General features: G+C 73.8%; 24 protein-coding genes. 7 read left to right on the forward strand and 17 right to left on the reverse strand.

Annotation, left to right across the window (positions count from 1 at the left end):
* Positions 1 to 166 precede the first annotated feature (166 nt).
* The 11 genes from ACFY0X_RS26230 to ACFY0X_RS26280 all read right to left on the reverse strand — a co-directional run bounded on the left by ACFY0X_RS26230 (position 167) and on the right by ACFY0X_RS26280 (position 9,961).
* Positions 167 to 901: a sirohydrochlorin chelatase gene (locus ACFY0X_RS26230; protein WP_387758050.1), complete on the reverse strand. Its 735-nt coding sequence runs from the start codon at positions 899 to 901 to the stop codon at positions 167 to 169.
* Positions 902 to 911: 10 nt separating this feature from the next.
* The gene (locus ACFY0X_RS26235) at positions 912 to 1,829 is read right to left on the reverse strand and encodes an ABC transporter permease (RefSeq protein WP_387758052.1); all 918 of its coding nucleotides are present in this window, start codon (positions 1,827 to 1,829) and stop codon (positions 912 to 914) included.
* Positions 1,816 to 2,619: an ABC transporter ATP-binding protein gene (locus tag ACFY0X_RS26240; RefSeq protein ID WP_387758055.1), complete on the reverse strand. Its 804-nt coding sequence runs from the start codon at positions 2,617 to 2,619 to the stop codon at positions 1,816 to 1,818. Before ACFY0X_RS26240 ends, ACFY0X_RS26235 begins: the two co-directional genes overlap by 14 nt.
* 150 nt (positions 2,620 to 2,769) lie before the next feature.
* The gene (locus ACFY0X_RS26245) at positions 2,770 to 3,930 is read right to left on the reverse strand and encodes an aliphatic sulfonate ABC transporter substrate-binding protein (protein ID WP_387758057.1); all 1,161 of its coding nucleotides are present in this window, start codon (positions 3,928 to 3,930) and stop codon (positions 2,770 to 2,772) included.
* 244 nt (positions 3,931 to 4,174) lie between these two features.
* Positions 4,175 to 5,497, reverse strand: a complete 1,323-nt coding sequence (locus ACFY0X_RS26250) for a sulfate adenylyltransferase subunit 1 (RefSeq protein WP_387758059.1) — start codon at positions 5,495 to 5,497, stop codon at positions 4,175 to 4,177.
* Positions 5,498 to 5,499: 2 nt separating this feature from the next.
* Positions 5,500 to 6,438 carry a sulfate adenylyltransferase subunit CysD gene (gene cysD, locus ACFY0X_RS26255; RefSeq protein ID WP_387758060.1) on the reverse strand — a complete coding sequence of 313 codons (939 nt, stop codon included), beginning with the start codon at positions 6,436 to 6,438 and terminating at the stop codon, positions 5,500 to 5,502.
* On the reverse strand, positions 6,435 to 7,016 hold the full coding sequence (gene cysC, locus ACFY0X_RS26260; RefSeq protein WP_387758319.1) for an adenylyl-sulfate kinase: 582 nt from the start codon (positions 7,014 to 7,016) through the stop codon (positions 6,435 to 6,437). Before cysC ends, cysD begins: the two co-directional genes overlap by 4 nt.
* 77 nt (positions 7,017 to 7,093) lie before the next feature.
* Positions 7,094 to 7,795: a phosphoadenylyl-sulfate reductase gene (locus ACFY0X_RS26265; RefSeq protein WP_387758062.1), complete on the reverse strand. Its 702-nt coding sequence runs from the start codon at positions 7,793 to 7,795 to the stop codon at positions 7,094 to 7,096.
* The gene (locus ACFY0X_RS26270) at positions 7,776 to 7,958 is read right to left on the reverse strand and encodes a hypothetical protein (RefSeq protein WP_360347684.1); all 183 of its coding nucleotides are present in this window, start codon (positions 7,956 to 7,958) and stop codon (positions 7,776 to 7,778) included. Before ACFY0X_RS26270 ends, ACFY0X_RS26265 begins: the two co-directional genes overlap by 20 nt.
* A complete protein-coding gene (locus tag ACFY0X_RS26275) occupies positions 7,955 to 9,679 on the reverse strand; it encodes a nitrite/sulfite reductase (protein ID WP_387758063.1) in 1,725 nt (574 codons plus the stop codon). The genes ACFY0X_RS26270 and ACFY0X_RS26275 overlap by 4 nt, the downstream gene beginning before the upstream one ends.
* A gap of 198 nt (positions 9,680 to 9,877) precedes the next feature.
* On the reverse strand, positions 9,878 to 9,961 hold the full coding sequence (locus ACFY0X_RS26280; protein WP_310593185.1) for a putative leader peptide: 84 nt from the start codon (positions 9,959 to 9,961) through the stop codon (positions 9,878 to 9,880).
* A gap of 177 nt (positions 9,962 to 10,138) precedes the next feature.
* Here ACFY0X_RS26280 and ACFY0X_RS26285 point away from each other — a divergent pair, with 177 nt between their 5' ends.
* The 3 genes from ACFY0X_RS26285 to rsgA all read left to right on the forward strand — a co-directional run bounded on the left by ACFY0X_RS26285 (position 10,139) and on the right by rsgA (position 14,738).
* Entirely contained in the window at positions 10,139 to 11,587 is a 1,449-nt protein-coding gene (locus tag ACFY0X_RS26285) for a YihY/virulence factor BrkB family protein (protein WP_387758065.1), read from the forward strand.
* A 511-nt stretch (positions 11,588 to 12,098) separates the two neighbouring features.
* A complete protein-coding gene (locus ACFY0X_RS26290) occupies positions 12,099 to 13,259 on the forward strand; it encodes a cytochrome c oxidase assembly protein (protein WP_387758066.1) in 1,161 nt (386 codons plus the stop codon).
* 342 nt (positions 13,260 to 13,601) lie between these two features.
* The gene (gene rsgA / locus ACFY0X_RS26295) at positions 13,602 to 14,738 is read left to right on the forward strand and encodes a ribosome small subunit-dependent GTPase A (RefSeq protein ID WP_387758068.1); all 1,137 of its coding nucleotides are present in this window, start codon (positions 13,602 to 13,604) and stop codon (positions 14,736 to 14,738) included.
* A gap of 63 nt (positions 14,739 to 14,801) precedes the next feature.
* On the opposite strand, the gene ACFY0X_RS26300 is transcribed toward rsgA, so the two are convergent.
* Positions 14,802 to 15,260 carry an ASCH domain-containing protein gene (locus tag ACFY0X_RS26300; protein ID WP_387758070.1) on the reverse strand — a complete coding sequence of 153 codons (459 nt, stop codon included), beginning with the start codon at positions 15,258 to 15,260 and terminating at the stop codon, positions 14,802 to 14,804.
* Between the two features lie 158 nt (positions 15,261 to 15,418).
* Between ACFY0X_RS26300 and ACFY0X_RS26305 the strand changes: the two genes are divergently transcribed.
* Positions 15,419 to 17,047, forward strand: coding sequence for a DNA-3-methyladenine glycosylase 2 family protein (locus tag ACFY0X_RS26305; RefSeq protein WP_387758072.1), 1,629 nt, complete (start codon positions 15,419 to 15,421; stop codon positions 17,045 to 17,047).
* Positions 17,044 to 17,553 carry a methylated-DNA--[protein]-cysteine S-methyltransferase gene (locus tag ACFY0X_RS26310; RefSeq protein WP_387758074.1) on the forward strand — a complete coding sequence of 170 codons (510 nt, stop codon included), beginning with the start codon at positions 17,044 to 17,046 and terminating at the stop codon, positions 17,551 to 17,553. The genes ACFY0X_RS26305 and ACFY0X_RS26310 overlap by 4 nt, the downstream gene beginning before the upstream one ends.
* A 30-nt stretch (positions 17,554 to 17,583) precedes the next feature.
* Here the strand turns inward: ACFY0X_RS26310 and ACFY0X_RS26315 are convergent, their stop codons facing one another.
* Both ACFY0X_RS26315 and ACFY0X_RS26320 read right to left on the reverse strand, forming a co-directional pair.
* Complete coding sequence (locus tag ACFY0X_RS26315) at positions 17,584 to 18,105, reverse strand: GNAT family N-acetyltransferase (RefSeq protein WP_387758075.1); 522 nt, start codon at positions 18,103 to 18,105, stop codon at positions 17,584 to 17,586.
* Positions 18,106 to 18,218: 113 nt separating this feature from the next.
* Positions 18,219 to 18,737, reverse strand: coding sequence for a MarR family winged helix-turn-helix transcriptional regulator (locus ACFY0X_RS26320; protein ID WP_387758077.1), 519 nt, complete (start codon positions 18,735 to 18,737; stop codon positions 18,219 to 18,221).
* Positions 18,738 to 18,953: 216 nt separating this feature from the next.
* On the opposite strand from ACFY0X_RS26320, the gene ACFY0X_RS26325 reads away from it, so the two are divergent.
* Positions 18,954 to 20,492: an MFS transporter gene (locus ACFY0X_RS26325; RefSeq protein ID WP_387758079.1), complete on the forward strand. Its 1,539-nt coding sequence runs from the start codon at positions 18,954 to 18,956 to the stop codon at positions 20,490 to 20,492.
* A gap of 194 nt (positions 20,493 to 20,686) precedes the next feature.
* Here ACFY0X_RS26325 and ACFY0X_RS26330 read toward each other — a convergent pair whose 3' ends face one another.
* The 3 genes from ACFY0X_RS26330 to ACFY0X_RS26340 all read right to left on the reverse strand — a co-directional run bounded on the left by ACFY0X_RS26330 (position 20,687) and on the right by ACFY0X_RS26340 (position 22,665).
* On the reverse strand, positions 20,687 to 21,421 hold the full coding sequence (locus tag ACFY0X_RS26330; protein WP_387758080.1) for a DUF305 domain-containing protein: 735 nt from the start codon (positions 21,419 to 21,421) through the stop codon (positions 20,687 to 20,689).
* Positions 21,418 to 22,083, reverse strand: coding sequence for a DUF3105 domain-containing protein (locus ACFY0X_RS26335; protein ID WP_387758082.1), 666 nt, complete (start codon positions 22,081 to 22,083; stop codon positions 21,418 to 21,420). The genes ACFY0X_RS26330 and ACFY0X_RS26335 overlap by 4 nt, the downstream gene beginning before the upstream one ends.
* A gap of 102 nt (positions 22,084 to 22,185) precedes the next feature.
* Positions 22,186 to 22,665, reverse strand: a complete 480-nt coding sequence (locus ACFY0X_RS26340; RefSeq protein WP_387758083.1) for a hypothetical protein — start codon at positions 22,663 to 22,665, stop codon at positions 22,186 to 22,188.
* Between the two features lie 376 nt (positions 22,666 to 23,041).
* Between ACFY0X_RS26340 and ACFY0X_RS26345 the strand changes: the two genes are divergently transcribed.
* Positions 23,042 to 24,676 (forward strand): cell division protein, encoded by a 1,635-nt coding sequence (locus tag ACFY0X_RS26345; RefSeq protein WP_387758085.1) that lies wholly within the window; start codon positions 23,042 to 23,044, stop codon positions 24,674 to 24,676.
* The last annotated feature ends 373 nt before the right edge of the window (positions 24,677 to 25,049 follow it).

Raw genomic sequence — 25,049 nt, forward strand, 5'->3', positions numbered from 1 at the left:
GGGGGTCCATATGGGGGACTGGTGGGGCGCCCCCGCCCCAACCCCCCCGCCCCCCCCCCGGCCCGCCCCCCCCCCCCCCCCGGGGGCGGGGGGGGCCCCGGCCGCCCGCGCCGTCGGCACTTCCGTGCGCCGTCACCTGCCCGAATGAAGGTGACTGGGTCGGCGTTCAGGCGGTGAGGGCCGGGCGGGCGGAGGCCGAGCGGGCCTCGTCGTAGCGCTCCAGGAGCAGGGCCGCCAGTTCGGGGGCGGGCCCGAGGACGGCGGCCAGCACGTCCGCGCCCGACTCCTCGGCGGCCGCCGCGATGCGGTCCGGGAGGAGGCCCGGGGCGAGCAGGTAGGGGGCGACGGCCGTGCGGGTGGCGCCCGCGGCGCGCAGGGCGGCGAGGGCGTCGGGGACGCGGGGGCCCGCGGCGGAGGCGTAGGCGACCTCCACGGCGGCCCAGCCGCGGGTGCGCCGCCACTCGGCGGCCACCGCGCGGGTCGCGGCGTCGGCCGCGGGGTCGGACGAGCCCGCGGCGGCGAGCACCACGCCGGTACGGGCGCGGACGGCGGGGGAGGAGACGTCCAGGCCGGCCCCGGCGAGGCGGCGGTCCAGGGCGGCGAGCAGCAGCGGCGAGGGCCCGAGCACGTCCGCGACCGGCAGCCGGGAACCGGTGGCGCGCAGGGCGGCGGGGATGTCGTGCTTGGCGTGGAACGCCCGGTTGAGCAGCAGCGGCACCGCCACCGCGTTCGCCAGCCGTCCGACCACCTGCGGGATCCGCGGCGCGCAGTGGTCCAGGTAGGCGGTGGCGACCTCGGTGCCGGGCCGCTGGGCCCGCACCTCCTCCACGAGCGCGGCCACCGTCGCGGCGTGGCGCGGGTCGCGGCTGCCGTGGGCGATGAGGAGGAGGGCGGGCGTCATCGGCGGTGCCTCACTTGGTGGTGGCCAGCAGGCCGCGGTTGCGCAGCACCCGGCGCTCGACCGGGGTGAACACCAGCAGCTCGATGGCGATGCCGACGAAGAGGATGAGGATGATGCCGAGCAGGACGCCGGACATGTCGGAGAACTCGCGCTGGTCCTCCAGGAACCGGCCCAGGCCCCGGCCGAGGTCGGGGGAGGAGGCGACGAGTTCGGCGGCCATCAGCGAGCGCCAGGAGAACGCCCAGCCCTGCTTGAGTCCGGCCAGGTAGCCGGGCAGCGCGGCGGGGATGAGCACGTGCCGGGCGCCGGTGAGGCCGGTGGCGCCGATGGTGCGGCCGGCCCGCAGGAACAGCGGCGGCACCTGGTCGATGCCGGCCACCAGGCCGTTGGCGATGGAGGGGACGGCGCCGAGCAGGATGACGGCGTACATCATCGAGTCGTTGATGCCGAGCCAGATGACCGCGGCGGGCACCCAGGCCACCGAGGGCAGTGACTGCAGGCCCTGCAGGACGGGGCCTATCGCGGTGCGCACGGGCTTGATGCGGGCGACGACGAGGCCGATCGGGGTGCCGATGACGACGGCGAGGAGGAAGCCGGACAGGCCGCGCCAGACGCTGGTCCAGATGATGGAGAGCAGGGTGCCCTGGTACCAGAGGTCCTGCGCGGAGCGCCAGACATCCGCCGGGCTGGGCAGCTTGTAGGAGGACGTGAGCTCCAGGCTGTACGCCCCCTGCCACAGCGCGACCACCACGAGCACGCCGATCAGCGGCGGCAGCGCCTTGGTCCGCAGGGCCTGGCCGAGCGAGCCGCGCTGCGCGGTGACGGCGTCCAGGGCGTCCAGGCCCGCGCCGACGTCGGCGGTGTCGCCGGTGGCACCGCCGGCCGGGGCGCTCTTGTCGAGGACGGGGGTGGTGTCAGTGCTGGCCATGGCGACGGATCTCCCCACGCAGTTCTTCGGTGATCTCGATGGACAGGTCGGCGACGCCGGAGGATTCGATGCGGCGCGGCTGGGGCAGGTCGATCCGCCACTCCCGGGCGACGCGGCCGGGGCGGGAGGAGAGCAGGACGACGCGTTGGGCGAGCCGGACGGCCTCGCGCACGTTGTGGGTGACGAACAGGACGGACAGCCGGCGTTCGGCCCAGATCCGGGTGATCTCGTCGTGCAGGACGTCGCGGGTGATGGCGTCGAGGGCGGCGAACGGCTCGTCCATCAGCAGGACCTCGCTGCCCTGGGCGAGCGCGCGGGCCATCGCGACGCGCTGGCGCATGCCGCCGGACAGCTCGTGCACCCGCTTGCCGTACGCGCCGTTCAGCCGGACGAGTTCGAGGAGGCGCTCGGCCTCGGGGCGGCGCTCGGCGCGGGGCAGGCCGGCGAGCTTGAGGGCGAGTTCGATGTTCTTCCCGGCGGTCAGCCAGGGGAAGAGGGCGTGCTCCTGGAACATCAGGGCGGGGCGGCCGCCGGTCACCTCGATGTCGCCGGCGGTGGGCCGGTCGAGGCCGGCGACCAGGTTGAGCAGCGTGGACTTGCCGCAGCCCGAGGCGCCGAGCAGGGTGACGAACTCGCCGGGGGCGACGTCGAGGGTGATGTCGTCCAGGACGTGGGTCTGGGCTCCGGGGCGGCCGAAGGACTTGTGCACGTGCGAGATCCGGACGGCGGGCGCGCCGCCGTGGGCGTCGGCGCGGGGGGCGTCCGCCGAGGTGGTCAGTGCCGGGGTCATCCGGGCACCTCCTGGTGAGTGGTCTGCGGGGCTGCGGGTCGGGGCCGGGGCCCGGGCCCCGGCCGTCCGGGTGGGCATCGATCGGGATCGACCGGGACGGGCGGGGCACGGACCGCGGAGTCGGGGAACGGGACGCGGGTGCTGCGGGCGCTACTTGGCGCCGAGCCCGGCGTCCGCCACGGCGGCCTGGCCCTGGGCGGCGAGGACCTTGTTCAGCAGGGTGAGGTCGTAGATGCCGTTGAGGTTGGGCTTCTTGAGGAGCCCGGCGGTGACGGCGTGGTCGGCCTCGGCCTGCAGGGTGTACGCCAGCGGGTCGTCCAGGAAGTCGATGTCGGCCCAGGCCGGGTCGAGGATCGCGGGCTCCAGGGCGTTGCCCGCCTCCTTCTTGATCGCCTCGTTGGCGTCGGCCTTGGCCTTCTCGGAGTCGGCCTTGATGAAGGCGTTGGTCTTCACCGAGCCGCGCAGCACGGCCTCCACCACGTCCGGGTGCTCCTTGAGGAACTTCTGCGAGACGATGATGTTGGTGATCACGAACTTCTTGTCCGGCCAGACGTCCTTCTCGTTGAGCAGGACCTTCGCGCCGAGCGTGACCAGCTTGGAGGCGGTGGGCTCGGGCACCCAGGCGCCGTCGATCGAGCCGGACTTGTAGGCGTCGGGGGTGACCTTGTTGTCGGTGCGCACCACCGAGACGTCACCCGCGCCGGAGGCCGCGTCGACCTTGTAGCCCTTGCCCGCGAGGTAGTTGAGCAGCGCCACGTCCTGGGTGTTGCCCAGCTGGGGGGTGGCGATCTTCTTGCCCTTGAGGTCGTCCAGCGAGGAGACCTTGTCCGGGTTGACCACCAGCTTGACCCCGCCGGACGCCGAACCGCCGATGATCTTCAGCGACTTGCCGTCGGACTTGGTGAAGCCGTTGATCGCCGGGGAGGGGCCGATCCAGCCGATGTCGATCGAGCCGGCGTTCAGTGCCTCGATCTCGGCGGGCCCGGCGTTGAAGACCTGGGTCTTGACCTGGGTGGAGCCCAGCTCCTTCTGGAAGAAGCCCTCCTGGAGGCCGACCAGCGGGGTGCCGTGGGTCAGGTTGGCGAAGTAGCCGATCTTCACCGTGTCGGCCGACAGCTTCGCGCCGGAGGCACCGGCGGTGGCCGCCGCGTTCGCCTTGTCGTCGGAGGACTTGTCGGCCTGGGAGCCGTAGCCGCATGCCGACAGCAGGGCCACCGCGGTGAGTCCGGCCGCCGCGGCCGCCGCGGTGCGTCTGATCCGGCCGGCGTTCGGGCGGACGCGGGTATGCGAAGGTGCCTGGTTCGGTGCCATGGTGAGTCCTGTTCGCGGACGGACCGTCAGGAGGCGGTCCCGGGTGGACGGTCGGGAAGGTGGTGCGCGCGGCACATGGGTGCCGGGGCAAGCCGGGCGGCTGTGGGGGGAGACAGCCCGGTGACAGGGCGTTCTCAGCCCTGTCGGCCCGCACATCGGGTCAGGCCGCCCTGGCCGCTGCCGAGGACGCCGCTGCCGATGCGGCCGCCTTCCTTGTCCATGCCCGAGAACGCCTCGCTGGGCATCAGACCCAGTCCTCCTCGTCGGGTGCGTCGGTGGTGCGTACGGTGTCGAAGGCCTCGCCCGCCATGCCGGCGGTGAGGGTGGTGCCGTCGGCCGGGTCGATCAGCAGGAACGAGCCGGTGCGGCGGTTGTCGGAGTAGGCGTCCAGCGCCAGCGGCTCGGCGGTGCGCAGCACCACGTGGCCGATGTCGTTGACGTTCAGCCCCTCGGCGCCGGAGCGCTGTTCGAGCGTGTCGATGTCGATCCGGTAGGAGATCTCCTTGACCAGGGCGCGGACGGTGCGGGTGGTGTGCTTGAGCAGCACCTTGTCGCCGGCGCGCAGCGGCCGCTCGTTGAGGTGGCTGACGGTGGCTTCGACGTCCTTGGTCGGCGCGGGGGGCCGGCCGGCGGCGATGAGGTCGCCGCGGGAGATGTCGAGGTCGTCGGTGAGCCGGACGGTGACGGACTGGGGTGCCCAGGCGATGTCGGTCTCCCGGCCGAGGGCGTCGATGCCGGCGACGGTGCTGGTCAGGCCGGAGGGCAGGACGGTGACGGGGTCGCCGACGCGCAGCACGCCGGAGGCGAGCTGGCCGGCGTAGCCGCGGTAGTCGGGGTGGGTCTCGGTCTGCGGGCGGATGACGTACTGGACGGGGAAGCGGGCGGGTTCGTCGCTGGGGTCGCTGCCGACCGGCACCGTCTCCAGGTGCTCCAGCAGGGTCGGGCCGCCGTACCAGTCCATGTGCGCGGACGGCTCGACGACGTTGTCCCCCGCGAGTGCGGAGATCGGGACGGCGAGGACGTCGTGGATGCCGAGCGAGGCGGCGTAGGCGGTGAACTCGGCGGCGATGGCGGCGAAGACGGGCTCCGCGTAGTGGACGAGGTCCATCTTGTTGACGGCCAGCACGACGTGGGGCACGCGCAGGAGGGCGGCGACGGCGGCGTGCCGGCGGGTCTGTTCGACGACGCCGTTGCGGGCGTCGACCAGGACGACGGCGAGTTCGGCGGTGGAGGCGCCGGTGACCATGTTGCGGGTGTACTGCACGTGGCCGGGGGTGTCGGCGAGGATGAAGCGGCGCCGGGGGGTGGCGAAGTAGCGGTAGGCGACGTCGATGGTGATGCCCTGCTCGCGTTCGGCGCGCAGGCCGTCGGTGAGCAGGGCCAGGTCGGGGGTGTGCTGGCCGCGGTTGCGGGACGCGTGCTCGACGGCCTCCAGCTGGTCGGCGAGCACCGACTTGGAGTCGTGCAGCAGTCGGCCGACGAGGGTGGACTTGCCGTCGTCGACGGAGCCGGCGGTGGCGAAGCGCAGCAGCGAGGTGGCGGTGGTGTCCTGGATGGTGGTGGTCATGGTTAGAAGTACCCCTCGCGCTTGCGGTCTTCCATCGCGGCCTCGGACAGCTTGTCGTCGGCGCGGGTGGCGCCGCGTTCGGTGAGGCGGCTGGCGGCGATCTCGGCGATGACGGCCTGGATGGTGGTGGCGTCGGAGTCGACGGCGCCGGTGCAGGACATGTCGCCGACGGTGCGGTAGCGGATCAGGCGCCGCTCGACCGGTTCGTCGTCCCGGGGGCCGCCCCACTCGCCGGCGGTCAGCCACATGCCGCCGCGGGCGAAGACGTCGCGCTCGTGGGCGTAGTAGATCCCGGGCAGTTCGATGCCCTCGCGCTCGATGTACTGCCAGACGTCCAGCTCGGTCCAGTTGGACAGCGGGAAGACGCGCACGTGCTCGCCGACCGCGTGCCGGCCGTTGTACAGCGACCACAGCTCGGGGCGCTGGCGGCGCGGGTCCCAGGCGCCGAACTCGTCGCGCAGGGAGAAGACGCGCTCCTTGGCGCGGGCCTTCTCCTCGTCCCGGCGGCCGCCGCCGAAGACCGCGTCGAAGCGGTTCTTCTCGATGGCGTCCAGCAGCGGCACGGTCTGCAGCGGGTTGCGGGTGCCGTCGGGGCGCTCGCGCAGCACGCCGCGGTCGATGAAGTCCTGGACGTGGGCGACGTGCAGGCGCAGGTTGTGCTCGGCCGCGACGCGGTCGCGGTAGGCGATCACCTCGGGGAAGTTGTGCCCGGTGTCGACGTGCAGCAGGGCGAAGGGCACCGGCGCGGGCGCGAAGGCCTTGAGGGCCAGGTGCAGCATGACGATGGAGTCCTTGCCGCCGGAGAACAGGATCACCGGGCGTTCGAACTCCCCCGCGACCTCGCGGAAGATGTGCACCGACTCGGCCTCCAGCGCGTCCAGGTGGGACAGCGTGAAGGGGTTGTCGTCGGTGCGCACGTGACGGTCGGTCGCGGTGGTCATGCCAGGCCCCTCTCGGTCAGGAAGGCGTGCAGCTCGGCGGCGGACTCGGCCACCTCGCGGCCCTGCGTGTGGATCCGCAGCTCCGGGGTCTCCGGTGCTTCGTACGGGTCGTCCACGCCGGTGAGACCGGAGATCTCCCCGGCCGCCTGCTTGGCGTACAGGCCCTTGACGTCGCGTTCGGCGCACAGCTCGACCGGGGTGGCGACGTGGATCTCCAGGAACGCGGTGCCGGCCGCCGCGTGCCGCTCGCGGACCGCGGCGCGGGAGTCGGCGAACGGGGCGATCACCGGGGCGAGGACCTTCACGCCGTTGGCGGCGAGCTTCTCGGCGACGAAGCCGATCCGGGTGACGTTGGTGTGCCGGTCCTCGCGGGAGAAGCCGAGGCCCTTGGAGAGGAACTCGCGGATCTCGTCGCCGTCCAGCACCTCCACCTTGTGGCCCTCGGCGCGCAGCCGCTCGGCCAGCGCGAAGGCCAGGGTGGTCTTGCCGGCGCTCGGCAGCCCGGTCAGCCACACGGTGGCGCCGCGCTCGCAGGGTGCGGCCGCGGGGGCCGCCTCTGCGGCTCCGTCGACTGCCAGGGTGTTCGCTGTCACGGGTCTTCCTCACGTGTGGGGGTGTGGTGGGCCGGGCGGGCCGGGCGCGGGGTGGGGGCCGGTCAGAGGTGGATGCCGCACTCGGTCTTGCCGGAGCCGGACCAGCGGCCGGCCCGGGCGTCCTCGCCCTCGGCGGGCTTGCGGGTGCAGGACAGCGGCGAGCAGCCGATCGAGGTGTAGCCCTCCCATAGCAGCGGGTTGAGGAGCACGCCGTTGGCGGCCACGTAGGCGTCCACGTCCTCCTGCGTCCACCGGGCGATCGGAGCGATCTTCACCTTGCGGCGCTTCGGATCCCAGGACACCACCGGGGTGTTCGCCCTGGTCGGCGACTCGTCGCGACGCAGTCCGGTGGCCCAGGCGTCGTACCCGGCCAGGCCGCGGTTGAGCGGCTCGACCTTGCGCAGCGAGCAGCACAGGTCCGGATCGCGGTCGTGGAGGTTCGGCCCGTGCTCGGCGTCCTGCTCGGCGACCGTTCGCAGCGGGGTGAGCGTGATGACGTTGACCGGCATGGTCGCCGCCACCGCGTCACGGGTGCCGATGGTCTCCGGGAAGTGGTAGCCGGTGTCCAGGAACACCACGTCCACCCCCGGGAACACCGAGGAGGCCAGGTGCGCGACCACCGCGTCCTCCATCGACGACGTCACGCAGAACCGCTTGCCGAAGGTCTCGGCGGCCCAGGTCAGGACCTCCTGCGCGCTCGCCTCCTCCAGCTCGCGCCCGGCCCGGACGGCGGCCGCCTCGTGGTCAGTCGCGGTGCTGCTCATGTGACGCACCCCCGTGGTTGGTCGGTGACAGCAGTCCGAGGAACTTCAACTGGAAGGCGCGGCGGCATCCGTGGCACTCCCAGGCGCCGTGGCCGGCCTCGGAGGGACGCAGGTCCTCGTCCCCGCAGTACGGGCAGAAGAACGGCGCGGCCCGCTCGCTCACGACAGCTGCTCCTCGGTCGCCCGGGCCGCCCACTGGGCGAAGCGCTCGCCCTCGGTGCGGTCGGCCTGGTAGCGGGTCAGCACGCGCTCGACGTAGTCGGGCAGGCCCGCGCTGGTGACCTTGAGGCCGCGGACCTTGCGGCCGAAGCCGGCCTCCAGGCCGAGCGCGCCGCCGAGGTGCACCTGGTAGCCCTCCACCTGGTCGCCGTTCTCGTCGGTGACCAGCTGGCCCTTGAGGCCGATGTCGGCGACCTGGATGCGGGCGCAGGCGTTCGGGCAGCCGTTGATGTTGATGGTCAGCGGCTCGGCGAAGTCCGGCAGGCGCTGCTCCAGTTCGTCGATGAGCGTGCGGCCGCGCTCCTTGGTCTCGACGATGGCGAGCTTGCAGTACTCGATGCCGGTGCAGGCCATGGTGCCGCGGCGGAACGGCGAGGGGGCCACCCGCAGGTCGAGCTCCTCCAGGCCGGCCACCACGGAGTCGACGTGCTCCTCGGCGATGTCGAGGATGAGCATCTTCTGCTCGGCGGTGGTGCGGACCCGGTCGCTGCCGTGGGCGGCGGCGAGGTCGGCGATCCGGCCGAGCAGCTTGCCGTCGACCCGGCCGACGCGCGGCGCGAAGCCGATGTAGAACTTCCCGTCCTTCTGCCGGTGGACGCCGACGTGGTCGCGCCAGCGGGCGGCGGGCTCGGCGGGGGCCGGGCCGTCGACCAGCGGGCGGGCGAGGTACTCCTCCTCCAGCACCCGGCGGAACTTCTCCACGCCCCAGTCGGCGACCAGGAACTTCAGCCGGGCGCGGTTGCGCAGGCGCCGGTAGCCGTAGTCGCGGAAGATGCCGATGACCCCGCCGTAGACGTCCGGCACCTGCTCCAGCGGCACCCAGGCGCCCAGCCGCACGCCCAGCTTGGGGTTGGTGGACAGGCCGCCGCCGACCCACAGGTCGAAGCCGGGGCCGTGCTCGGGGTGGACCACGCCGACGAAGGAGACGTCGTTGATCTCGTGCGCGACGTCCAGCAGCGGGGAGCCGGAGACCGCGCTCTTGAACTTGCGCGGGAGGTTGGAGAACTCCGGGTTGCCGATGAAGCGGCGCTGGATCTCCTCGATGGCGCTGGTGCCGTCGATGATCTCGTCCTCGGCGATGCCGGCCACCGGGGAGCCGAGGATGACGCGCGGGGTGTCGCCGCAGGCCTCGGTGGTGGACAGGCCGACGGCCTCCAGCTTCCGCCAGATCGCCGGGACGTCCTCGATCCGGATCCAGTGGTACTGGATGTTCTGCCGGTCGGTCAGGTCGGCGGTGCCGCGCGCGTACTGCTCGGAGACCTCGGCGACCGCCCGCAGCTGGGGGACGGTCAGCCGGCCGCCGTCGATGCGCACCCGGAGCATGAAGTACTTGGCGTCCAGCTCGTGCGGGTCGAGGATCGCGGTCTTGCCGCCGTCGATGCCCTCCTTGCGCTGGGTGTAGAGCCCCCACCAGCGCATCCGGCCGCGCAGGTCGGCCGGATCGATCGAGTCGAAGCCCCGGTGCGCGTAGATCGTCTCAATACGTGTCCGCACATTGAGACCGTCGTCGTCCTTCTTGAACTGCTCGTTGGCGTTCAGCGGGGTGTAGTGGCCCATGCCCCACTGGCCCTCACCGCGGTGGCGGGTCGCCTTGCGGGCCGCCACCGGGCGGCGCTCGGCGGCTCGGTCGGCCGGGGGCTCGACGGTCTCGGGGAAGGTGGCCATGGTGAAGTCCTTCTGGGCAGGTGGCGCTGGCGCCGGATGGGTCGCGGAGCGTGCTCGGCCGTTCGGTGCTGCTCTGACCTGCGGATTCATCAAGGCCTTGAGCGCAGTGACCGGGACCGGGCGGGCGCCTGCGTATCCGCTGCGGCGGGGATGGCGGGGAAGGGCGGCGCCGGGTGCGGTGGTGCGGCGGGGTGGGGCTCAGGTCACCGGACAGATGGCGCTGGACACGCGAAGGAGATCGACGTGGAGTCGACCTACTAGGGTGGTTCCGGCGCTAGGCATGGCAAGAGATTCGCACGGCGCGGGACTCGCGGTCCACTAACATCCGAATGCTGGACGCTGAGGTTTCGTCATGTGGGACATCCGGATGTTCCCGCCGCTCCCCGCCCGGACGTCCGGGCACCCGCCCGCACCACGGGGAGATCAACCGCGCGGCCCCGGCCCGATACGGTTGGCCCTGTGCAAGCAGCAGGCGATACGAGCAGAGCGAACGCCGAGCGGCCCTCCCGGCGAAGGGGCAAGGGCTCCCGGCGCGCGGCCAAACAGGCCACCTGGCGCCGCACGGCGTGGGAGCTGGTGAAGGACACCACCAACACCTGCGTCGAGTACCGGGTCACCGGGCTCGCCGCGGAGGCGGCCTTCTTCACCCTGCTGTCGATCCCACCGCTGCTGCTCGGCCTGGCCGGCACCCTCGGCTACCTCGACGAGTTCCTCGGCGCGGGCACCATCGACCGGCTCAAGCACGACATCGTCTCGGCCTCCGGGACGGTGCTGTCGGACTCCTCCGTCAAGGAGGTCGTGGTCCCGCTGCTCAACCAGGTGTTCGACCACACCCGGCCCGACCTCGTCTCGATCGGCTTCCTGCTGTCGCTGTGGTCCGGCTCCAGAGCGCTCTACATCTTCATCGACACCATCACCGTCATGTACGGGCTCGACGGCAAGCGGGGCATCGTCAAGACCCGCCTGATGTCGCTGGGCCTCTACCTCGGCGCCCTGGTGATCGGCTCGCTGGTGCTGCCGCTGCTGATGGCCGGGCCGGGACTGGTGGAGAACGCCGTGCCGGGCGTGGCCGGGCTGGTCGGCGCTCTCTACTGGCCGGTCGCGATCGTGCTGCTGATCGTCTCGCTGACCACCCTCTACCACCTGGCCGTCCCGGTCTCGACCCCGTGGCGCGAGGACATCCCCGGCGCCCTGGTCGCCCTGGTGGTGCTGGTCTTCTGCAGCGTCGGCCTGCGGCTCTACCTGGTCAGCTCGGTCGAGGGCCCCTCGGTGTACGGCTCGCTGGCGGCGCCGGTGGCGGTGCTGCTGTGGATCTTCGTGGTGGCGCTCGCGGTGCTCATCGGCGCCGCGATGAACGCCGCGATAGACCGCCGCTGGCCCACCCTGGAGACCGCCGACGCGCGCGCCGAGAACGAGCGCGCCCACGAGGAGGCGGCCGCCGCGGTGGTCCGCGAGGTCGCCGCCCGGCGGGCCGTCGAACGGGCCCGGCGGGCGCGCGAACTCGGGCTCGCCGAGGGCGTCGAGGAGGAGTGGGGCGAGGACGAGGGCGAGGGCGAGGACGTGGACGCGCCCTCCGAGTACCCGGAGCGGTGGGCCGACGTGCTGGCCGCCGAGAACGTGCGCGGGCGGCTCACCGCCCGGGGCGGGCCGCATCACCGGCCCGGGCCGCCGCCGCCGGACAGCGACCGGCCGGCGGGGCCGGCGGCGGGAGGGCAGCCTGGGGAGCAGGCGGGGAGTCAGGCGGGGGCGCAGCCGGGTGGGGTGCAGCCGGGCGGGGCTCGGCCCGGGCCCGTGCCGGGGCCGCCGCAGGGGCCGTCGCAGGGACCGCCGGGGCGGCAGGTGCCGGGGTATCCGCCGCGGCCGCCCCGGCCGCCCCGGCCGCCGTGGCCGCCGTGGGACGAGCGGTAGGCGGACGGCAGGAACAGGGGCAGGGCCTCTTCCGCGCATGCGGGGGAGGCCCTGTTGCGTCGGTGGGGGTGCGCACGGTGTCGGCGGTGGGCGGGTCGGCGGTGGCCGCCCCGTCCGGCGCGTCCGGCGCGTCCGGCGACAGGCCGCGCAACGGCAGCTCGGGCGGCATCTGCCGGGGAGAGCCAGGGCGGCGGCGACGTGCCCCGGCGGACGGACTGCGACCGCGGGGGCCGGCAGGGCCGGCTCGGTGGCGCCGCTACCCGGCGGCCTTCGCCGGGTGCCGTGGTCCGTACCTCTTGCCGGCCCCTTGCCGAGCACCAGGCGGGTCTCGCCGACGGGCAGAACTTTGCCTGGGCAAAACACTGTTGGGGCCCGGTAAAGCTTTCCTCAGGTCCGGGTATTGAGCCGGGGCCCGGGTGCGGCGGGGCAGCGTCGGCGGGACACCATGGCCGGGCGCCGGGGTACCCCGGCGGCGGGTGCCCGACGGTCCGGGACCGCCGGAACGAGCGAGGTGAGCGGGCGGATGGACGCGGTGGTGGACGGCGTGGCGGGCGGTCCGGTGGGCCATCTGGTCGGCGGGCCCGCTTCGGCGCTCGCCTACAGCGGGCCGCCCCCGTGGCAGTGGTCCGACCTGGCGACCTCCTGGACGGCCGAGCCGCTGGTGCTCGCGCTGTCGGTACTGCTCGGGGCCTGGTACCTGGCGGCGGTGCGCAAGGTCGACCGGGCGGCGGTGGAGCGGGCCCGGTCCGGCGGTGACCGGTTCGGCGGTGACCGGTTCGGCGGTGACCGGTTCGGTGGCGGCCGGTCCGAAGGCGGCCGGTCCGGCGACGGGCGCTGGCAGCCCACCCGTACCGCCGCGTTCCTCGGCGGGCTGCTGCTGTGGATCTGGTGCACCTGCTCCGGCCTCGGCGTGTACGACCGGATCCTCTTCACCGACCGGGCCGTGCAGGTCGTGCTGCTGCTGATGGTCGTCCCGCTGCTGCTCGCGCTCGGCGCGCCGGTCTCGCTGCTGGTCGAGGCGGCGCCGGCGGTCCGGCGGGGGCGCCTCCTGCGGGCGCTGCGCAGCCGCCCGTCCAAGGTGCTGATGTTCCCGGCGGTCTCCACCGCGCTGCTGATGGCGCCGCCCTGGCTGCTCTACTTCACGCCCTGGTACGAGTGGTCGGTGTCCAGCGGGCTCGGGAACGCGGTGCTGCACCTGGCGCTGGTGCTGCTGGGCCTCGCGTACTTCTGGCCGCGCCTGCAGCTGGACCCGGTCGGGCACGAGTACCCGCACCTGGTCGGGCTGTTCATCACCTTCGCCGAGGTGATCTTCGACGCGGCGCTGGGGATCGTGCTGATCTACGGCGGACACCTGGTCGCCGAGCAGTACTACCTGGCGCTCGGGCGTCCGTGGGGCCCGAGCCCGGCACAGGACCAGACCTGGGGCGGCAACGCGTTCTGGGTGCTGGGGGACCTGGTCGGGCTGCCGTTCCTGGCCGCGCTGGTGCGGCGGATGGTGGTGCGGGGGCGGGAGGAGGCCGAGGCGGTGGACGCCGAGCTGGACGCCCGCTTCGCGGCGGCGGCCGCGCGGGCGCGGGCGGCGGGGCGGCCGGAGGAGGAGACGGAGACGGAGGCGGAGATGCGGCCGTGGTGGCTCGACGACCCGAACCTCAAGCACCGGTACGGGGGGTAGGACGCGCGGGCCGGCGGGTCGACTGGCGGCGGCCGGGTGCACGTGGGTTGGGCGGGCCAATTTTGGTCCGCCAAGGCCTTCCTGACGCCCCCCGTGCCGCATTTCCGCAGGTCAAAAATAGGTTGGCCCGGATCCCCCGGTCCGCTAGCGTGTGACACGTCCGGTTCGGGGGCCATTGGGCCGCCCGAGGAGTAGAGAGCAGGAGGTGAACCCCGTGGTCGTTGTCGCCCCGATAGCTGCCCTGGGCAGCACTCGCGTTCACCTCCTTTTCCCGGCCGCCGGCTGAGCCCTTCGCGCCAGCCGTAGCCCGCCGGGACCATCTCCTCCCGAAGGGCCACTGCGTTGTTCAACGCTGCCTCCGTTCCGTCGTTCTCTTCTTCCTCTTCCTCCTCCTCGTTCTCCGACGAGGCCTCCGCGCTGACCGGCTACGGCTGGACGGCCGAGCTCGCGGAGCTGTTCACCCCGCTCGGCGAGGCCGGGCTGCTCCCGGCCCGGATCGTCCGGGTCGACCGCGGCCAGTGCGACGCCGTGATCGCCGACCCGGAGACGGGCGAGCCCCGTACCGTCCGGTTCGACACCCGGCCGGTGGGCGACGCCGACATGATCAACTGCCCGTGCACGGGCGACTGGGCGGCGGTCGACCTGTACGCCCAGCCGATGGCCTCCGTCGTCGCGCTGCTGCCGCGCTCCACCGCGATCATCCGCAAGGTGGCCGGCAAGCGCTCCGACGGCCAGGTGCTGGCCGCCAACGTGGACACCGTGCTGATCGCGTCCTCCCTGGCGACCGATCCCGACCTCGGGCGGATCGAGCGCTTCCTCGCCCTGGCCTGGGAGTCCGGCGCCGAACCGCTGGTCGTCCTCACCAAGGCCGACCTCGTCGACGACGCCGACTTCATCCGGGCCGACGTCGAGGCGGTCGCTCCCGGCGTCACGGTGCTCGTGGTGAGCGCCGAGACGGGCGAGGGCATGGACGTGCTCCGCGCCTGCACCCCCGGCACCACCGCGGTGATAGGCCAGTCCGGTGTCGGCAAGTCCACGCTCACCAACGCGCTGGCCGGCTCCGTGGTGATGACCGTCCAGGAGGCCCGCGAGGTCGACCAGAAGGGCCGCCACACCACGACCACCCGCGAGCTGATCCCGCTGCCCGGCGGGGGCGTGCTGATCGACACCCCCGGGCTGCGCGAGGTCGGCCTCTACGGTGGCGAGGGCGTGGACCTGGCCTTCGCCGACATCGCCGAGCTGGCCGAGGAGTGCCGCTTCCACGACTGCGGTCACCGTACCGAGCCGGGGTGCGCGGTGCAGGAGGCGCTGGCCGACGGCACCCTGCCGCAGCGCCGGATGGACAGCTACCTCAAGCTCCAGCGCGAGAACGAGTGGATCGCCTCGCGCTCGGACGCCCGGGTGGCCAAGGAGCGGCTGCAGAAGTGGAAGACGATCACCAAGTCGATGCGAGCCGCGGGAGGTCCGGTGAAGCGCTGAGCCCCGGCACCGGCCGGCCGCCGCGCAACGGCCGCCGGCCGGCCTCCGCCGGGCCCGCCCGGCTCAGCGGAGGTCGGCCACCACGCGGAAGCGCTGCAGGACCACCGGAGTGGTGTCGTCCACGGTGAACCCCGGGTCATCGAGGGCGTCGAGCATCTCCGGACTGCGCCAGAACCGCTCGTGCACCGCACGCCATTCGGCCACGCTGGTGCACCCCTCGCCCTCGTCCAGGGCGTGCTGGAGGTCGACCTCCGCGAGCGGGACCACCCGGACGTCCGTGGTCTCGATCACGGCGACCCTGCGCTCGTCCGAGTCGACGACCGCGGAGCGCTCCCCGGGCAGCGGCAGGGGATCGCCCTCGTGCTCGTAGTCGGCGACCAGGCCGGTGGTGCTGGTCTTGGCACCGTCGAGGATCGCGGCGACCAACTGGTCCCGCAGCGGACCGGGGAACGCGAACTCGGCCGGAGGCAGGGCGACGACGCGCGGGTCGTCCGGACCGGTGTAGGGCTGCTGGTCGCTCATGCCGCGAGAGTAACGGCGCGACGGCCGGCGGGCTCGCGAATTTCGGGCCGGGCGGCTCGTCGCGGGGAGCCGCGGGTTCCTCGGGTTCTCGGGTTCCCCGGGCGAGGTGGGTGGTGGGTGGGGGAGGGGGAGGGCCCCCGGAGGAGCGATCAACGGCGATGTCCGATTCCCGCCAGTCACCCCCCGCCCCGTGCCGCAAACTGGACAACGTGATCGACGACGACATCCGGTACCGAGCCGTGGACAGCCGCGACTCCCGCTTCGACGGGGTCTTCTTCACGGCGGTCACCTCCACCGGCATCTACTGCCGTCCGAGCTGCCCGGCCGTGACCCCCAAACGCGTCAACTGCGTCTTCTACCCCAGCGCCGCGGCCGCCCAGGGGGCCGGCTTCCGCGCCTGCCGCCGCTGCCGCCCCGACTCCGTGCCGGGCTCGCCCGAGTGGAACCACCGCGCCGACCTGGTCGGCCGGGCGATGCGCCTGATCGGCGACGGCGTGGTGGACCGCGAGGGCGTCGCCGGTCTGGCCGGCCGCCTCGGCTACAGCTCACGCCAGCTGCAGCGCCAGCTGACCGCCGAGCTGGGCGCCGGCCCGATCGCGCTGGCCCGCGCCCGCCGCGCGCAGACCGCCCGCCTGCTGCTCCAGACCACCGAACTGTCCGTCACCGACGTCGCGTTCGCGGCCGGCTTCGCCTCCGTGCGCCAGTTCAACGACACCGTGCGCGAGGTCTACGACCGCACCCCCAGCGGCCTGCGCGCCGAGGTCGCCGCCGGCCGCCGCACCGCGACCCCGGCCGGTGGGCTGACCCTGCGCCTCGCCTACCGCGGTGCGCTCGACAGCGAGCACCTGATCGACTTCCTCGCCCTGCGCGCCGTTCCCGGTGTGGAGGAGGTCGTCCCCGGCGCGCGCCCCGGCGTGCGCGTGTACCGCCGCACCCTCGCGCTCCCGTACGGCCATGGCATCGCCGAGGTCGACGGCCTGGCGCCGGGGGAGCCCCGCACCCGCGGTTGGCTCGACTGCCGCCTGCTGCTCGCGGACCTGCGCGACCTGCCGACCGCCGTCCAGCGCCTGCGCATCCTCTTCGACCTGGACGCCGACCCGCTCGCGGTCGACGACCAGCTCGGCGCCGACCCGCTGCTCGGCCCGCTGGTCCGCGAGCGCCCCGGTCTGCGCTCGCCCGGCCACGTGGACCCGCACGAGCTCGCCGTCCGCGCCGTCCTCGGCCAGCAGATCAGCGTCGTTGCCGCCCGTACCCTGGCCGGACGGCTCGCCGAGAAGTACGGCACCGCGCTGCCCGAGCCCAGCGGCGGTCTGCGCCTGCTCTTCCCGACCGCGGCGGCCCTGGCCACCGCCGACCCGGAGGACTTCGCGATGCCCGCCGCCCGCCGCCGCGCGCTCACCGGGCTGTGCGCCGCGCTGGCGGAGGGCGTGGTCCGACTGGACAGCGGGGCCGACCGGGAGGAGGCCGCGGCCGCCCTGCTGGACCTGCCCGGCATCGGCCCCTGGACGGTCGGCTACCTGCGGATGCGGGCCCTGGCCGACCCCGACGTCTTCCTCCCGAGCGACGTGGGCGTCAAGCACGGCCTGCTCCGCCTCGGTGCCGCCGGGGACCCGAAGTCCGCCGCCCGCGCCGCCGAGTCCTGGGCCCCGTGGCGCTCCTACGCCGTACACCGGCTGTGGGCCGGCCCGGCGAGCCCCGGCCTCAGCACCGGCGGCAAACTCAGCAGCACCAGCAGTACCAGCAGCACCAGCGAGACCAGCACCGGAACGGAGAACGGACGAGCATGAGCACCACCGTCTACACCACCATGGAGAGCCCCTTCGGCCGGCTGCTGCTCAGCGGGGTGCTGCCCGAGGACGGCGGACCGGCCGCGCTGGCCACCGTCACCGCGCCCGGTCAGAAGTATGCGCTGGCCGAGCCCGCCGACGACTGGGTGCTCGACCCGGAGGCGCTCGCCGAGCCGGTGGCGCAGCTGACCGCCTACTTCGCCGGCAAGCGCACCGGCTTCGACCTCCCGCTCGCGCCCGAGGGCACCGAGTTCCGCCGCCGGATCTGGGCCGCGCTGGACGAGATCCCGTACGGCAGGACCGTCACCTACGGCGAACTCGCCGAGCTGGCCGGGCAGGAGCCGCGCATGGTCCGGGCGGTCGGCGGCGCGGTGGGCGCCAACCCGCTGCTGATCGTCCGCCCCTGCCACCGGGTGCTGGGTGCGAACGGCGCGCTCACCGGTTTCGCCGCCGGCGTGGACCGCAAGCGCTGGCTGCTGGACCTGGAGGGCGGCGCCCTGTTCTGACCTCCGCAGGCGTTCAGCCGCGCCTTGCGCTCAACTCCGCAGGTTCACCCGCCAGTTGTTGCTGCGCATGAGCCGCCCGGGCGGGAACTCGAAGTCCGTCTCGCCCAGCAGCGTGAACCCGGCCTTCGCGCAGACCGCGTTGGAGGCGGGGTTGTCCACCGAGGGGAAGGCGTGCAGGTGGGGGTGCGCGGCTTCGCGGCGGGCGGCCGCGACCGCCGCGCGGGTGGCGGCGACCGCGATGCCCCGCCCCTGGAAGCCGGGCAGCACGTTCCACCCCATCTCGTGGACGGTCCGGCCCTCCCAGGTCCGGGTGCCGTAGCCGACCGTCCCGACCGCCTCGCCCTCGGGCAGCAGCACGATCCGGTACATGCAGCCGAGCCCGGACGGGACGAAGTCCAGGTAGCGCCGGTGCCGTACGAGCAGCTGCTCCGGGCTCTCCGGCCCGCCGACGTGCTTCTTCATCTCCGGCGTGTTGACCCGGCGCAGCAGCGCGAGGTCGTCGTCCGTCCAGGGCTCGATCCGTACCTCTGCCCGTACGTCTGCGGTGGTCATGCCGGGGACGGTAGCGCCGGACGGACCCCGGCCACCAGCGGTTTATCCAGCTTCGGGTCCTGTCCGGCTGCGGCCCCCTGTTCGGCCGTGACTTCCCGCTCGGCCGCAGCCCGCTACTCGGCCGCAGCCCCCTGTTCGGCCCCGGTGCCCGTCCGGGCGAGGGCGCGGGCGAGCTGTTCCAGCGCCGGCAGGGCGTCGACGACCGCCGCCCGGTCGGCCGGGTCCAGGGTGCCGAGTGCGGTGGCGATCCGCCGCTCGTGGGCGTGCTGCCAGTCGTCCAGCTGCCGCCGGCCGGCCGGGGTGAGGGCGATCCGGGCGGTGCGACGGTCGCCGGGGTCGGCCTGGCGGTCGACGAATCCGGCGTCGAGCAGCTTCCCGACCAACCCGCTGACGGTGTTGGGCGCGAGGCGCTGCCGCGCGGCCAGCTCGCCGACCCGCAGCGGTGCGGCGGCCAGCGTCTGGAGGAGTTCGACCTGCGCCATCGGCAGGGACTCCCACGGGTAGTCGGTGCGGATGCTGCTGCGCAGCGCGCGGCGCAGCCGGGTGACGGTGTCGGTCAGCCGCCGGGCGTGCTCGACCGCCGGGTCGGTGCTTCCGGTGGCGGAGTCGGGAACGTGTGGTGACGACGGCATGGCGGACAGCGTATCTCCTGGTGCGGGGCGGTCCGGCGGCCGGTTCGGGGCCCGCGGACGCGCCTGGCCGCGCCTGCTCGCGGCTCCGTCGGGGGTTCCGCCGCGGGCTCCGTGGCAGGCGTCCGTCCGGGGCACCGTCCGTGCCATGGAACGCGACCCGTCGTAGAGCGATCTGCTCGTAGCAGGAACATATCTGTATCCGATATATTCGTGCACATGAACGCCGCCACCCTTGCCTCGCGGCTGCTCACCGAGCGGCCCCGGCCACGCGGCATAGCCGGCTGGCGCCACGCCCACTGGCTCGCCGTCGCCACGGTCTGCCTCGGAGCCTTCCTCGGCCAGCTCGACGCGAGCGTCATCGCCCTGGTCTTCCCCGCCATCGGCCGTGACTTCGACGCGGGGTTCGCCGCGGTCGAGTGGGTCGCCCTGGCCTACCTGCTGGTCCTGGTCGCCCTGCTGGCCCCGATCGGCTGGCTGTCCGACCGCGTCGGCCGCAAGACGATGTACATCGGCGGCTTCGCGGTCTTCGGCCTCGCCTCGCTCGGGGCCGGATTCGCCGGCGGCCTCTGGGCCCTCGTCGGCTGCCGCGCCGTCCAGGCGGTCGGCGCCGCGATGATGCAGGCCAACAGCGTCGCCCTGGTGGCGCGCGGCGTCCCCGAGCGCGCGATGCGGCGCGCGCTCGGCATCCAGGCCTCCGCCCAGGGCCTCGGCTTGGCGCTCGGACCCAGCCTCGGCGGACTGCTGGTCGAGCACGCCTCGTGGCGCTGGGTGTTCTGGGTCAACGTGCCGATCGCGGTCTTCGGCATCGTGGCCGGCTGGTACCTGCTGCCCCGCACCCGCACCTGCGCGTCGGCCGCCCCGGCCGTTCCGGCCGCCGTCCCGGGCCCCCGCCTCGCCGGCGCCGGCCACAGCGAAGCCCGACTCTCCGAAGCCCGACTCTCCGAAGCCCGCCACAGCGAAGCCCGCCTCTCCGAAGCCCGACTCGACGGGCCCCGCGAGGACGGCCGCTTCGACTTGCCCGGCATGCTGCTGCTCACCGGGGCGACCACCGCGCTGCTGCTCGCCCTGTCCACCGCCTCCGGACTGCCCCTGCCCGGCTGGGCGGTGGCCGCCCTGCTGCTCGCCTCCACTGCCCTCACCCTGGCGCTGGTGCGCCAGGAACGGCGGGCCGCCCGCCCGATCCTGGCACCCGGCCTCATCAACACCCCGGGCGTGCGCTCCGGCCTGCTGGTGGCACTGATCGGCTACCTGCTGCTGTTCTGCCCGCTGGTGCTGGGCCCGGTGCTGCTCACCGGCGCGGGGGTGTCGACGGCCCACGCGGGCCTGGTGGTCACCCTGTTGCCCGCCGCGTTCGCGTTCGCCGCGACGGTCGGCGGCGGGCTGCTGCCCGGTGCCTGGCGGGACGCGACCAGGTGCCGCTTCGGCGCACTGCTCGCGGCCGCCGGACTGTTGCTGTTCGCCCTGCTGCCGGCCTCGGTCGCGGCGGCGCCCCCGCTGCTGGTCGCCGGGTACGGGCTGGGCCTGCTGCTGCCCGCCAACAACGCGCTGGTGATGCGGACGATCCCGGCGCAGTGCTCGGCGGTCGGCGGCGGCATGGTGAACATGGCCCGCAGCCTCGGTACGGCCCTCGGCATGGCCCTGTCCGTCCTCGGCGTCCACCTGGCGGGCGCCGAGTCCGGTGGGCGGACGGTCCTCCTCATCCTCGCCGCCGTCGCAGCCGCGGCCGCGCTCCTCACCCGGCCCACCCGGGCCTGAGGGCCACGGCTGGGAGGAACCGGCAGAACGGCGGACGGCCGGGGCGCGGCGGGGACGGTACGGGACCGTCCCCGCCGACGCCCCGGCCGTCCGGGGAGAGCGCGGGGCACACGGAGCACACGGACCTGCGGAACGCCCGCAACGCCCGGAGCGCGCCCGAGGCGCCCCAGCCGCCGAGCGTGCGGAGCGGCCGCTCAGGAAGCGGGTACGCCGGGGGCGGCGCCGCGCTCCTTGAGCATGTCGGTCATCAGCTGGAGCTCGGAGGTCTGGCCGACCACCATCGACTGCGCGAGCCGCTTCTCCGTCTCGTTCCCGGCCTTGTCGACGTAGCCCTGGGCCATCTCCACGCCGCCCTTGTGGTGCTCGATCATCAGCTGGAGGTAGTACACCTCGGCGTCCCGCCCGCTGAGCGTGCGCAGCTTCGCGATCTGGGTGTTGGTGGCCATGCCGGGCATCAGCGAACCGTCGTGGGCCTGGTACTCGTGGCCCATCTTCATCCACGCCATCGGCGTGGCGGTCGCGTGCTGGGACAGCCCCCACTGGTCGAGCCAGCCCATCATCATCCCGCGCTGGTTGGCCTGGGTGTTGATGATGTCGAAGGCCAGGGTGCGGGTCGGCTCGTCGGCGGTGCGGTCCCGGACGACGAACGACAGGTCCACGGCCTGCTGGTGGTGGGTCGCCATGTCGCGGGCGAACCCGGCCTCGGGGGAGTCGTCGGCCGGGACGGACAGCGTGGACGAGCCGGACGCGGAGGTCCCGCTCGCCACCAGGGCCGGCACCCCGAGCGCCAGCGCCACGGCGGCGGCCAGCGCGGCCGGCCACCACATCCGGCGGCGGCGCGAGGGCCCGCCCTCCTCGACGGCGTCCGCCTCGGCGTGCGCGGCGTCCTCCGTCAGGGCCCCGTCGGGGCGGCCCGGCTCGGCGGTCACATCTGCCCCATCGTGCAGGAGGCGCCCGGCTCCTGGGTCTGCTTGCCCTGGACGTACTTGGTGAAGAACTGCTCCACCCGCGGGTCGCTGGCGCTCTCCACGATCAGCTGGGTGCTCCAGGCGTTGAGGGTGATGGTGCCCTCCTCGTCCGGGTACGGGCTCATCAGCGAGTACGGGGTCTTCTTGACCTTGTCGGAGAGGGTCTTGAGGTCGTCCGGCGTGGCCTTGCCGTTGTACGTCACCCAGACCGCGCCGTGCTCCAGCGAGTGGACGGCGCGCTCGTTCTCGACCGGCTGGTCGTAGACGTGGCCCATGCAGTCCAGCCAGATCGCGTTGTGGTCGCCGCCGACCGGCGGGGTCATCGGGTAGGTGACCTTGTCCTTGACGTGGGTGCGGCTGAGCTCGCCGAAGGTCTTCACGCCCGGGATGTCCGCGTTGGCGGCGGTCTCCTTGTCCTTCTTCTTCTGGTTCTGGTCCATGACGACCCAGGTGCCGGTGGCTATCGCACCGATCACCAGCACGCCTGCCGCCACCGAGGCGAAGATCTTGTTGCGGCGGTCGCGGCGCTGCTCGGCGGCGCGCAGCTCGGCGATCCGGGCGCGGCGGTCGCCGCCGGCCTGCTTGCCGCCGGGCTTGTTGGACTGCTTGGAAGCGGAACCCATGGTGGTCGTCCTTGTCCCCGCCGCACCGGGTCGGTGGCGGCGGTCAGCTGGAGTGAGAGGAAGGTCGGATCCGTCGGCGGTCGTGCCGACGGCGGGTTCCACTCAGGACCGGTGGACCTGGAGTTCGTGCAGGTCGGGAACCGGGTGCGAGCCGTCCAGCAGACCGGTCGGCACCACCCGGGGCAGCGCCTCGGGCGCGGCGGGGGTCAGCGGTGACACGGCGGGCTGCGGCTGCGGCGGCGGGTTCGGCAGCTGGGCGTCCTGCGGGCAGTACGGGTGGCTGGAGCAGCCGTTGTTGCGCGGCGGCTGGCCGTCGGCGGTGCAGAGGATCCAGTGCCCCTGCTCCTCGGCCGTCCGGTGGTGGTCCGAGGACTGCGCGGACTTGGTGACCTTCGCGGCGCGGCCGCTGTGGGAGGTCTGCCCGGTGGCGACCTGGACATTGACCACACTGACGACGGTGACGGCGCCGACCGTGGCCGGGGGCGGCGCCGGGTGTCCGGAGCCGTCCGCCGCCTTCGCCGGGCCCGCGCAGGGCAGCAGCGTCAGCAGCGCGGCGAGCAGCAGGACCAACAGCCGACCCACCGGGCGGCCCGCGGACGCGGCCCTCCCCGGTCGGGGTGAACTGGGGGCCGACGCGGTCATGCGCACATTTAATCAGCCGAACGAGTGATGCGATGCCCCCCATTGGCCCCCATTTTCGGCGGCCAGGACACCCGGATGGCCAGGAAACGCCCTGCTCCGGACACATCCGGCAAGCGCGGACGGAACGGAAGCGGTCGAACCGATGACGTATCCGGCGCCGGTCCGGCGAACCGGCTGGTGAGCGCGGTGGCCGGGACCTTCCGGTGGGTGACCGGTTGTCGCCGAAACCCGGACAGGGTCGTCGCGGGTGGAGAACAATGTCGTCAGCCCGGCCCGCCGGGGGCGGCGCGACCACGGAACGACCAGGAGCCGTCAGATGAGCAAGCAGGGTGCACCCGCACAACCGCACCGGCCGGACGACGGCTGGTGGGACGCCGTCTACGACGGTCCGACGGGCACCCTCCCGGACACCCCGCACGCCGACCCGGGGGACGGCAGTGTGGACGACTGGTTCGACACGGCGGTCGGGCTCATCGGGCAGCAGCGGTCGGCGGAGCCGGAGCCGGAAGCGCAGCCTGAACCGGAAGCGGAGGCGAAATCCGAGCCGGAGACGCCCGGTGAGCCTGACGGTTCCGAGGGGCCGACGGGCTCGGCGGGCCCGGTGGGCTCCGAGATCTCGGCGGGCTCGGACAACCGGGACAGCATCGACGACTGGTTCGACACCGCGGTCGGCGTGATCGGAGGCACGGAGGGGATCGGGCGTCAGCGGACCTCCACCGAGACCCACCAGTTCCCGGCCCCCGCCTTCGCCGACGACGCACCGAAGGCGGCACCGAAGGCGGCACCGGAGCCGGAGGCCGTACCGGTCTCGGACCCGGTCTCCCTGGAGAAGCCGACCCCGCCGCCCACCCCCGAAACGGGGCCCGAGCCCGAGCCCGTCGTCGAAGCACAACCCGAACCCGAACCGGAGCCCGAGCCCGTCCACACCCCGGAGCCCGATCCCGATCCCGACCCCGACCCTGAGCCCGTGGTCCAGGCCGCGGCCGCCCCCGATCCCCGCCTGGCCGTCCGCGCACCGCTCGCCGACGGCGGCGCCGCCGTCCCCCACGTCGGCGAACGCCCCCCGACCTACGGACCCGAGCCGACGGCCGTACCCGAGGCGGACCCGGGCGCACTGCGCGCGCTCGTACCGGACACCGTGCTGGACGGCGCCCAGTACGGATCGTCCGTGCTGCGCGCCGCCTCCGTGCGGGGCGACTCCTCGCGCTACCGGGGCGAGCCGCGCCGCGACTCCCTGTTGGTCACCCGTTTCGGCGAGGGGCCCGACGGCCTGCTGCTCGCCGTCCTCGGCGGCTTCGACCGTACGGGCGGGACCGCCGAGGAGGAGGCGGTCACCGCGGCGGCGGTCGCGGCCGCCACCGGGGATGCGTGCCACCAGCTCGCCGCCGCGATCGGGCGCAGCCGGGCCGGACTGGCCGCCGACCTGCGCGACGGCGCCCGCGACCGGCTCCGCTACGGCCTCCAGCGCCTGGCCACCGGCGCGGCCGCCCCGCTGCGCGCCCTGGCGCCCCGGGCGGAGGGGGACGACAGCCCGTCACCGGCCTCGCTGCACTGCCTGATGGTGTCGCTGGACCCGGAGGCCGGCTACCGCGCGGCCTTCGGCGTCGGGCCGGGCGGGCTCTACCTGCTGCGTTCCGGCCACTGGATCGACGCCTACGCGGCCCGACTGCTGCACCACCCGGACGGTCAGCCGCCGGTCCCCGAGGCTCCGGCCCCCGGCCCGCGCCCGTTCCGCTTCCGGCTCGTCCCCGCGACGCCGGGCGACATCCTCCTCCTCTGCGCCCCCGGCCTGGCCCGCCCCATCGCCGACGAGCCGGCCGTCGCCCACTTCCTCTCCTCCCACTGGGCCCACCCGCACCCCCCGGGCACCGTCGACTTCCTCCGCCAGGTCCAGGTCCGTGCCAAGGGCTACGCCGACGACCGCACGGCCGCCGCCATCTGGACGGAGTGACCCCGACCCACCCCGCGACCCCACCCCCGCACGAAAAGTCGGCCCGGCCGACTTCTCACGCCCCGCCCCCCGTGTCCCCTACCGCACACAGGAAGTCGGCCCCACCGACTTCCTGTGTGCGGTGCCCGGGCACGATTCCCGCACCTGCGCGAGAAGTCGGTCTGGTCGACTTCTCGTGTGCAGGCGTTGAGGTTGCCGCCGCCGGGAGGGGGTCGGTGGGTGTTCGGGTGGAACGATATGTAGACCGGTCTGCATATTTTTGCGACGGGGGATGTGAAGCGCTTGCACAGGAAGGCGGCTGGGTCGACTTCCTGTGCGCGGGTGCCTGAGCGGGTGCGAATAAGTAGACCGGTCTGCATATTTGCCCGGGTGG

This window comes from Kitasatospora sp. NPDC001547 (assembly GCF_042894165.1).
GTDB lineage: Bacteria > Actinomycetota > Actinomycetes > Streptomycetales > Streptomycetaceae > Kitasatospora.

Excerpts from the sequence above, each read along its gene's own strand:
- ACFY0X_RS26230 (WP_387758050.1), bottom strand. The coding sequence starts at position 901 with ATGACGCCCGCCCTCCTCCTCATCGCCCACGGCAGCCGCGACCCGCGC.
- ACFY0X_RS26235 (WP_387758052.1), bottom strand. The coding sequence starts at position 1,829 with ATGGCCAGCACTGACACCACCCCCGTCCTCGACAAGAGCGCCCCGGCC.
- ACFY0X_RS26240 (WP_387758055.1), bottom strand. The coding sequence starts at position 2,619 with ATGACCCCGGCACTGACCACCTCGGCGGACGCCCCCCGCGCCGACGCC.
- ACFY0X_RS26245 (WP_387758057.1), bottom strand. The coding sequence starts at position 3,930 with ATGGCACCGAACCAGGCACCTTCGCATACCCGCGTCCGCCCGAACGCC.
- ACFY0X_RS26250 (WP_387758059.1), bottom strand. The coding sequence starts at position 5,497 with ATGACCACCACCATCCAGGACACCACCGCCACCTCGCTGCTGCGCTTC.
- cysD (WP_387758060.1), bottom strand. The coding sequence starts at position 6,438 with ATGACCACCGCGACCGACCGTCACGTGCGCACCGACGACAACCCCTTC.
- ACFY0X_RS26265 (WP_387758062.1), bottom strand. The coding sequence starts at position 7,795 with ATGAGCAGCACCGCGACTGACCACGAGGCGGCCGCCGTCCGGGCCGGG.
- ACFY0X_RS26275 (WP_387758063.1), bottom strand. The coding sequence starts at position 9,679 with ATGGCCACCTTCCCCGAGACCGTCGAGCCCCCGGCCGACCGAGCCGCC.
- ACFY0X_RS26280 (WP_310593185.1), bottom strand. The coding sequence starts at position 9,961 with ATGCCTAGCGCCGGAACCACCCTAGTAGGTCGACTCCACGTCGATCTC.
- ACFY0X_RS26300 (WP_387758070.1), bottom strand. The coding sequence starts at position 15,260 with ATGAGCGACCAGCAGCCCTACACCGGTCCGGACGACCCGCGCGTCGTC.
- ACFY0X_RS26305 (WP_387758072.1), top strand. The coding sequence starts at position 15,419 with ATGTCCGATTCCCGCCAGTCACCCCCCGCCCCGTGCCGCAAACTGGAC.
- ACFY0X_RS26310 (WP_387758074.1), top strand. The coding sequence starts at position 17,044 with ATGAGCACCACCGTCTACACCACCATGGAGAGCCCCTTCGGCCGGCTG.
- ACFY0X_RS26315 (WP_387758075.1), bottom strand. The coding sequence starts at position 18,105 with ATGACCACCGCAGACGTACGGGCAGAGGTACGGATCGAGCCCTGGACG.
- ACFY0X_RS26320 (WP_387758077.1), bottom strand. The coding sequence starts at position 18,737 with ATGCCGTCGTCACCACACGTTCCCGACTCCGCCACCGGAAGCACCGAC.
- ACFY0X_RS26325 (WP_387758079.1), top strand. The coding sequence starts at position 18,954 with ATGAACGCCGCCACCCTTGCCTCGCGGCTGCTCACCGAGCGGCCCCGG.
- ACFY0X_RS26335 (WP_387758082.1), bottom strand. The coding sequence starts at position 22,083 with ATGGGTTCCGCTTCCAAGCAGTCCAACAAGCCCGGCGGCAAGCAGGCC.
- ACFY0X_RS26345 (WP_387758085.1), top strand. The coding sequence starts at position 23,042 with ATGAGCAAGCAGGGTGCACCCGCACAACCGCACCGGCCGGACGACGGC.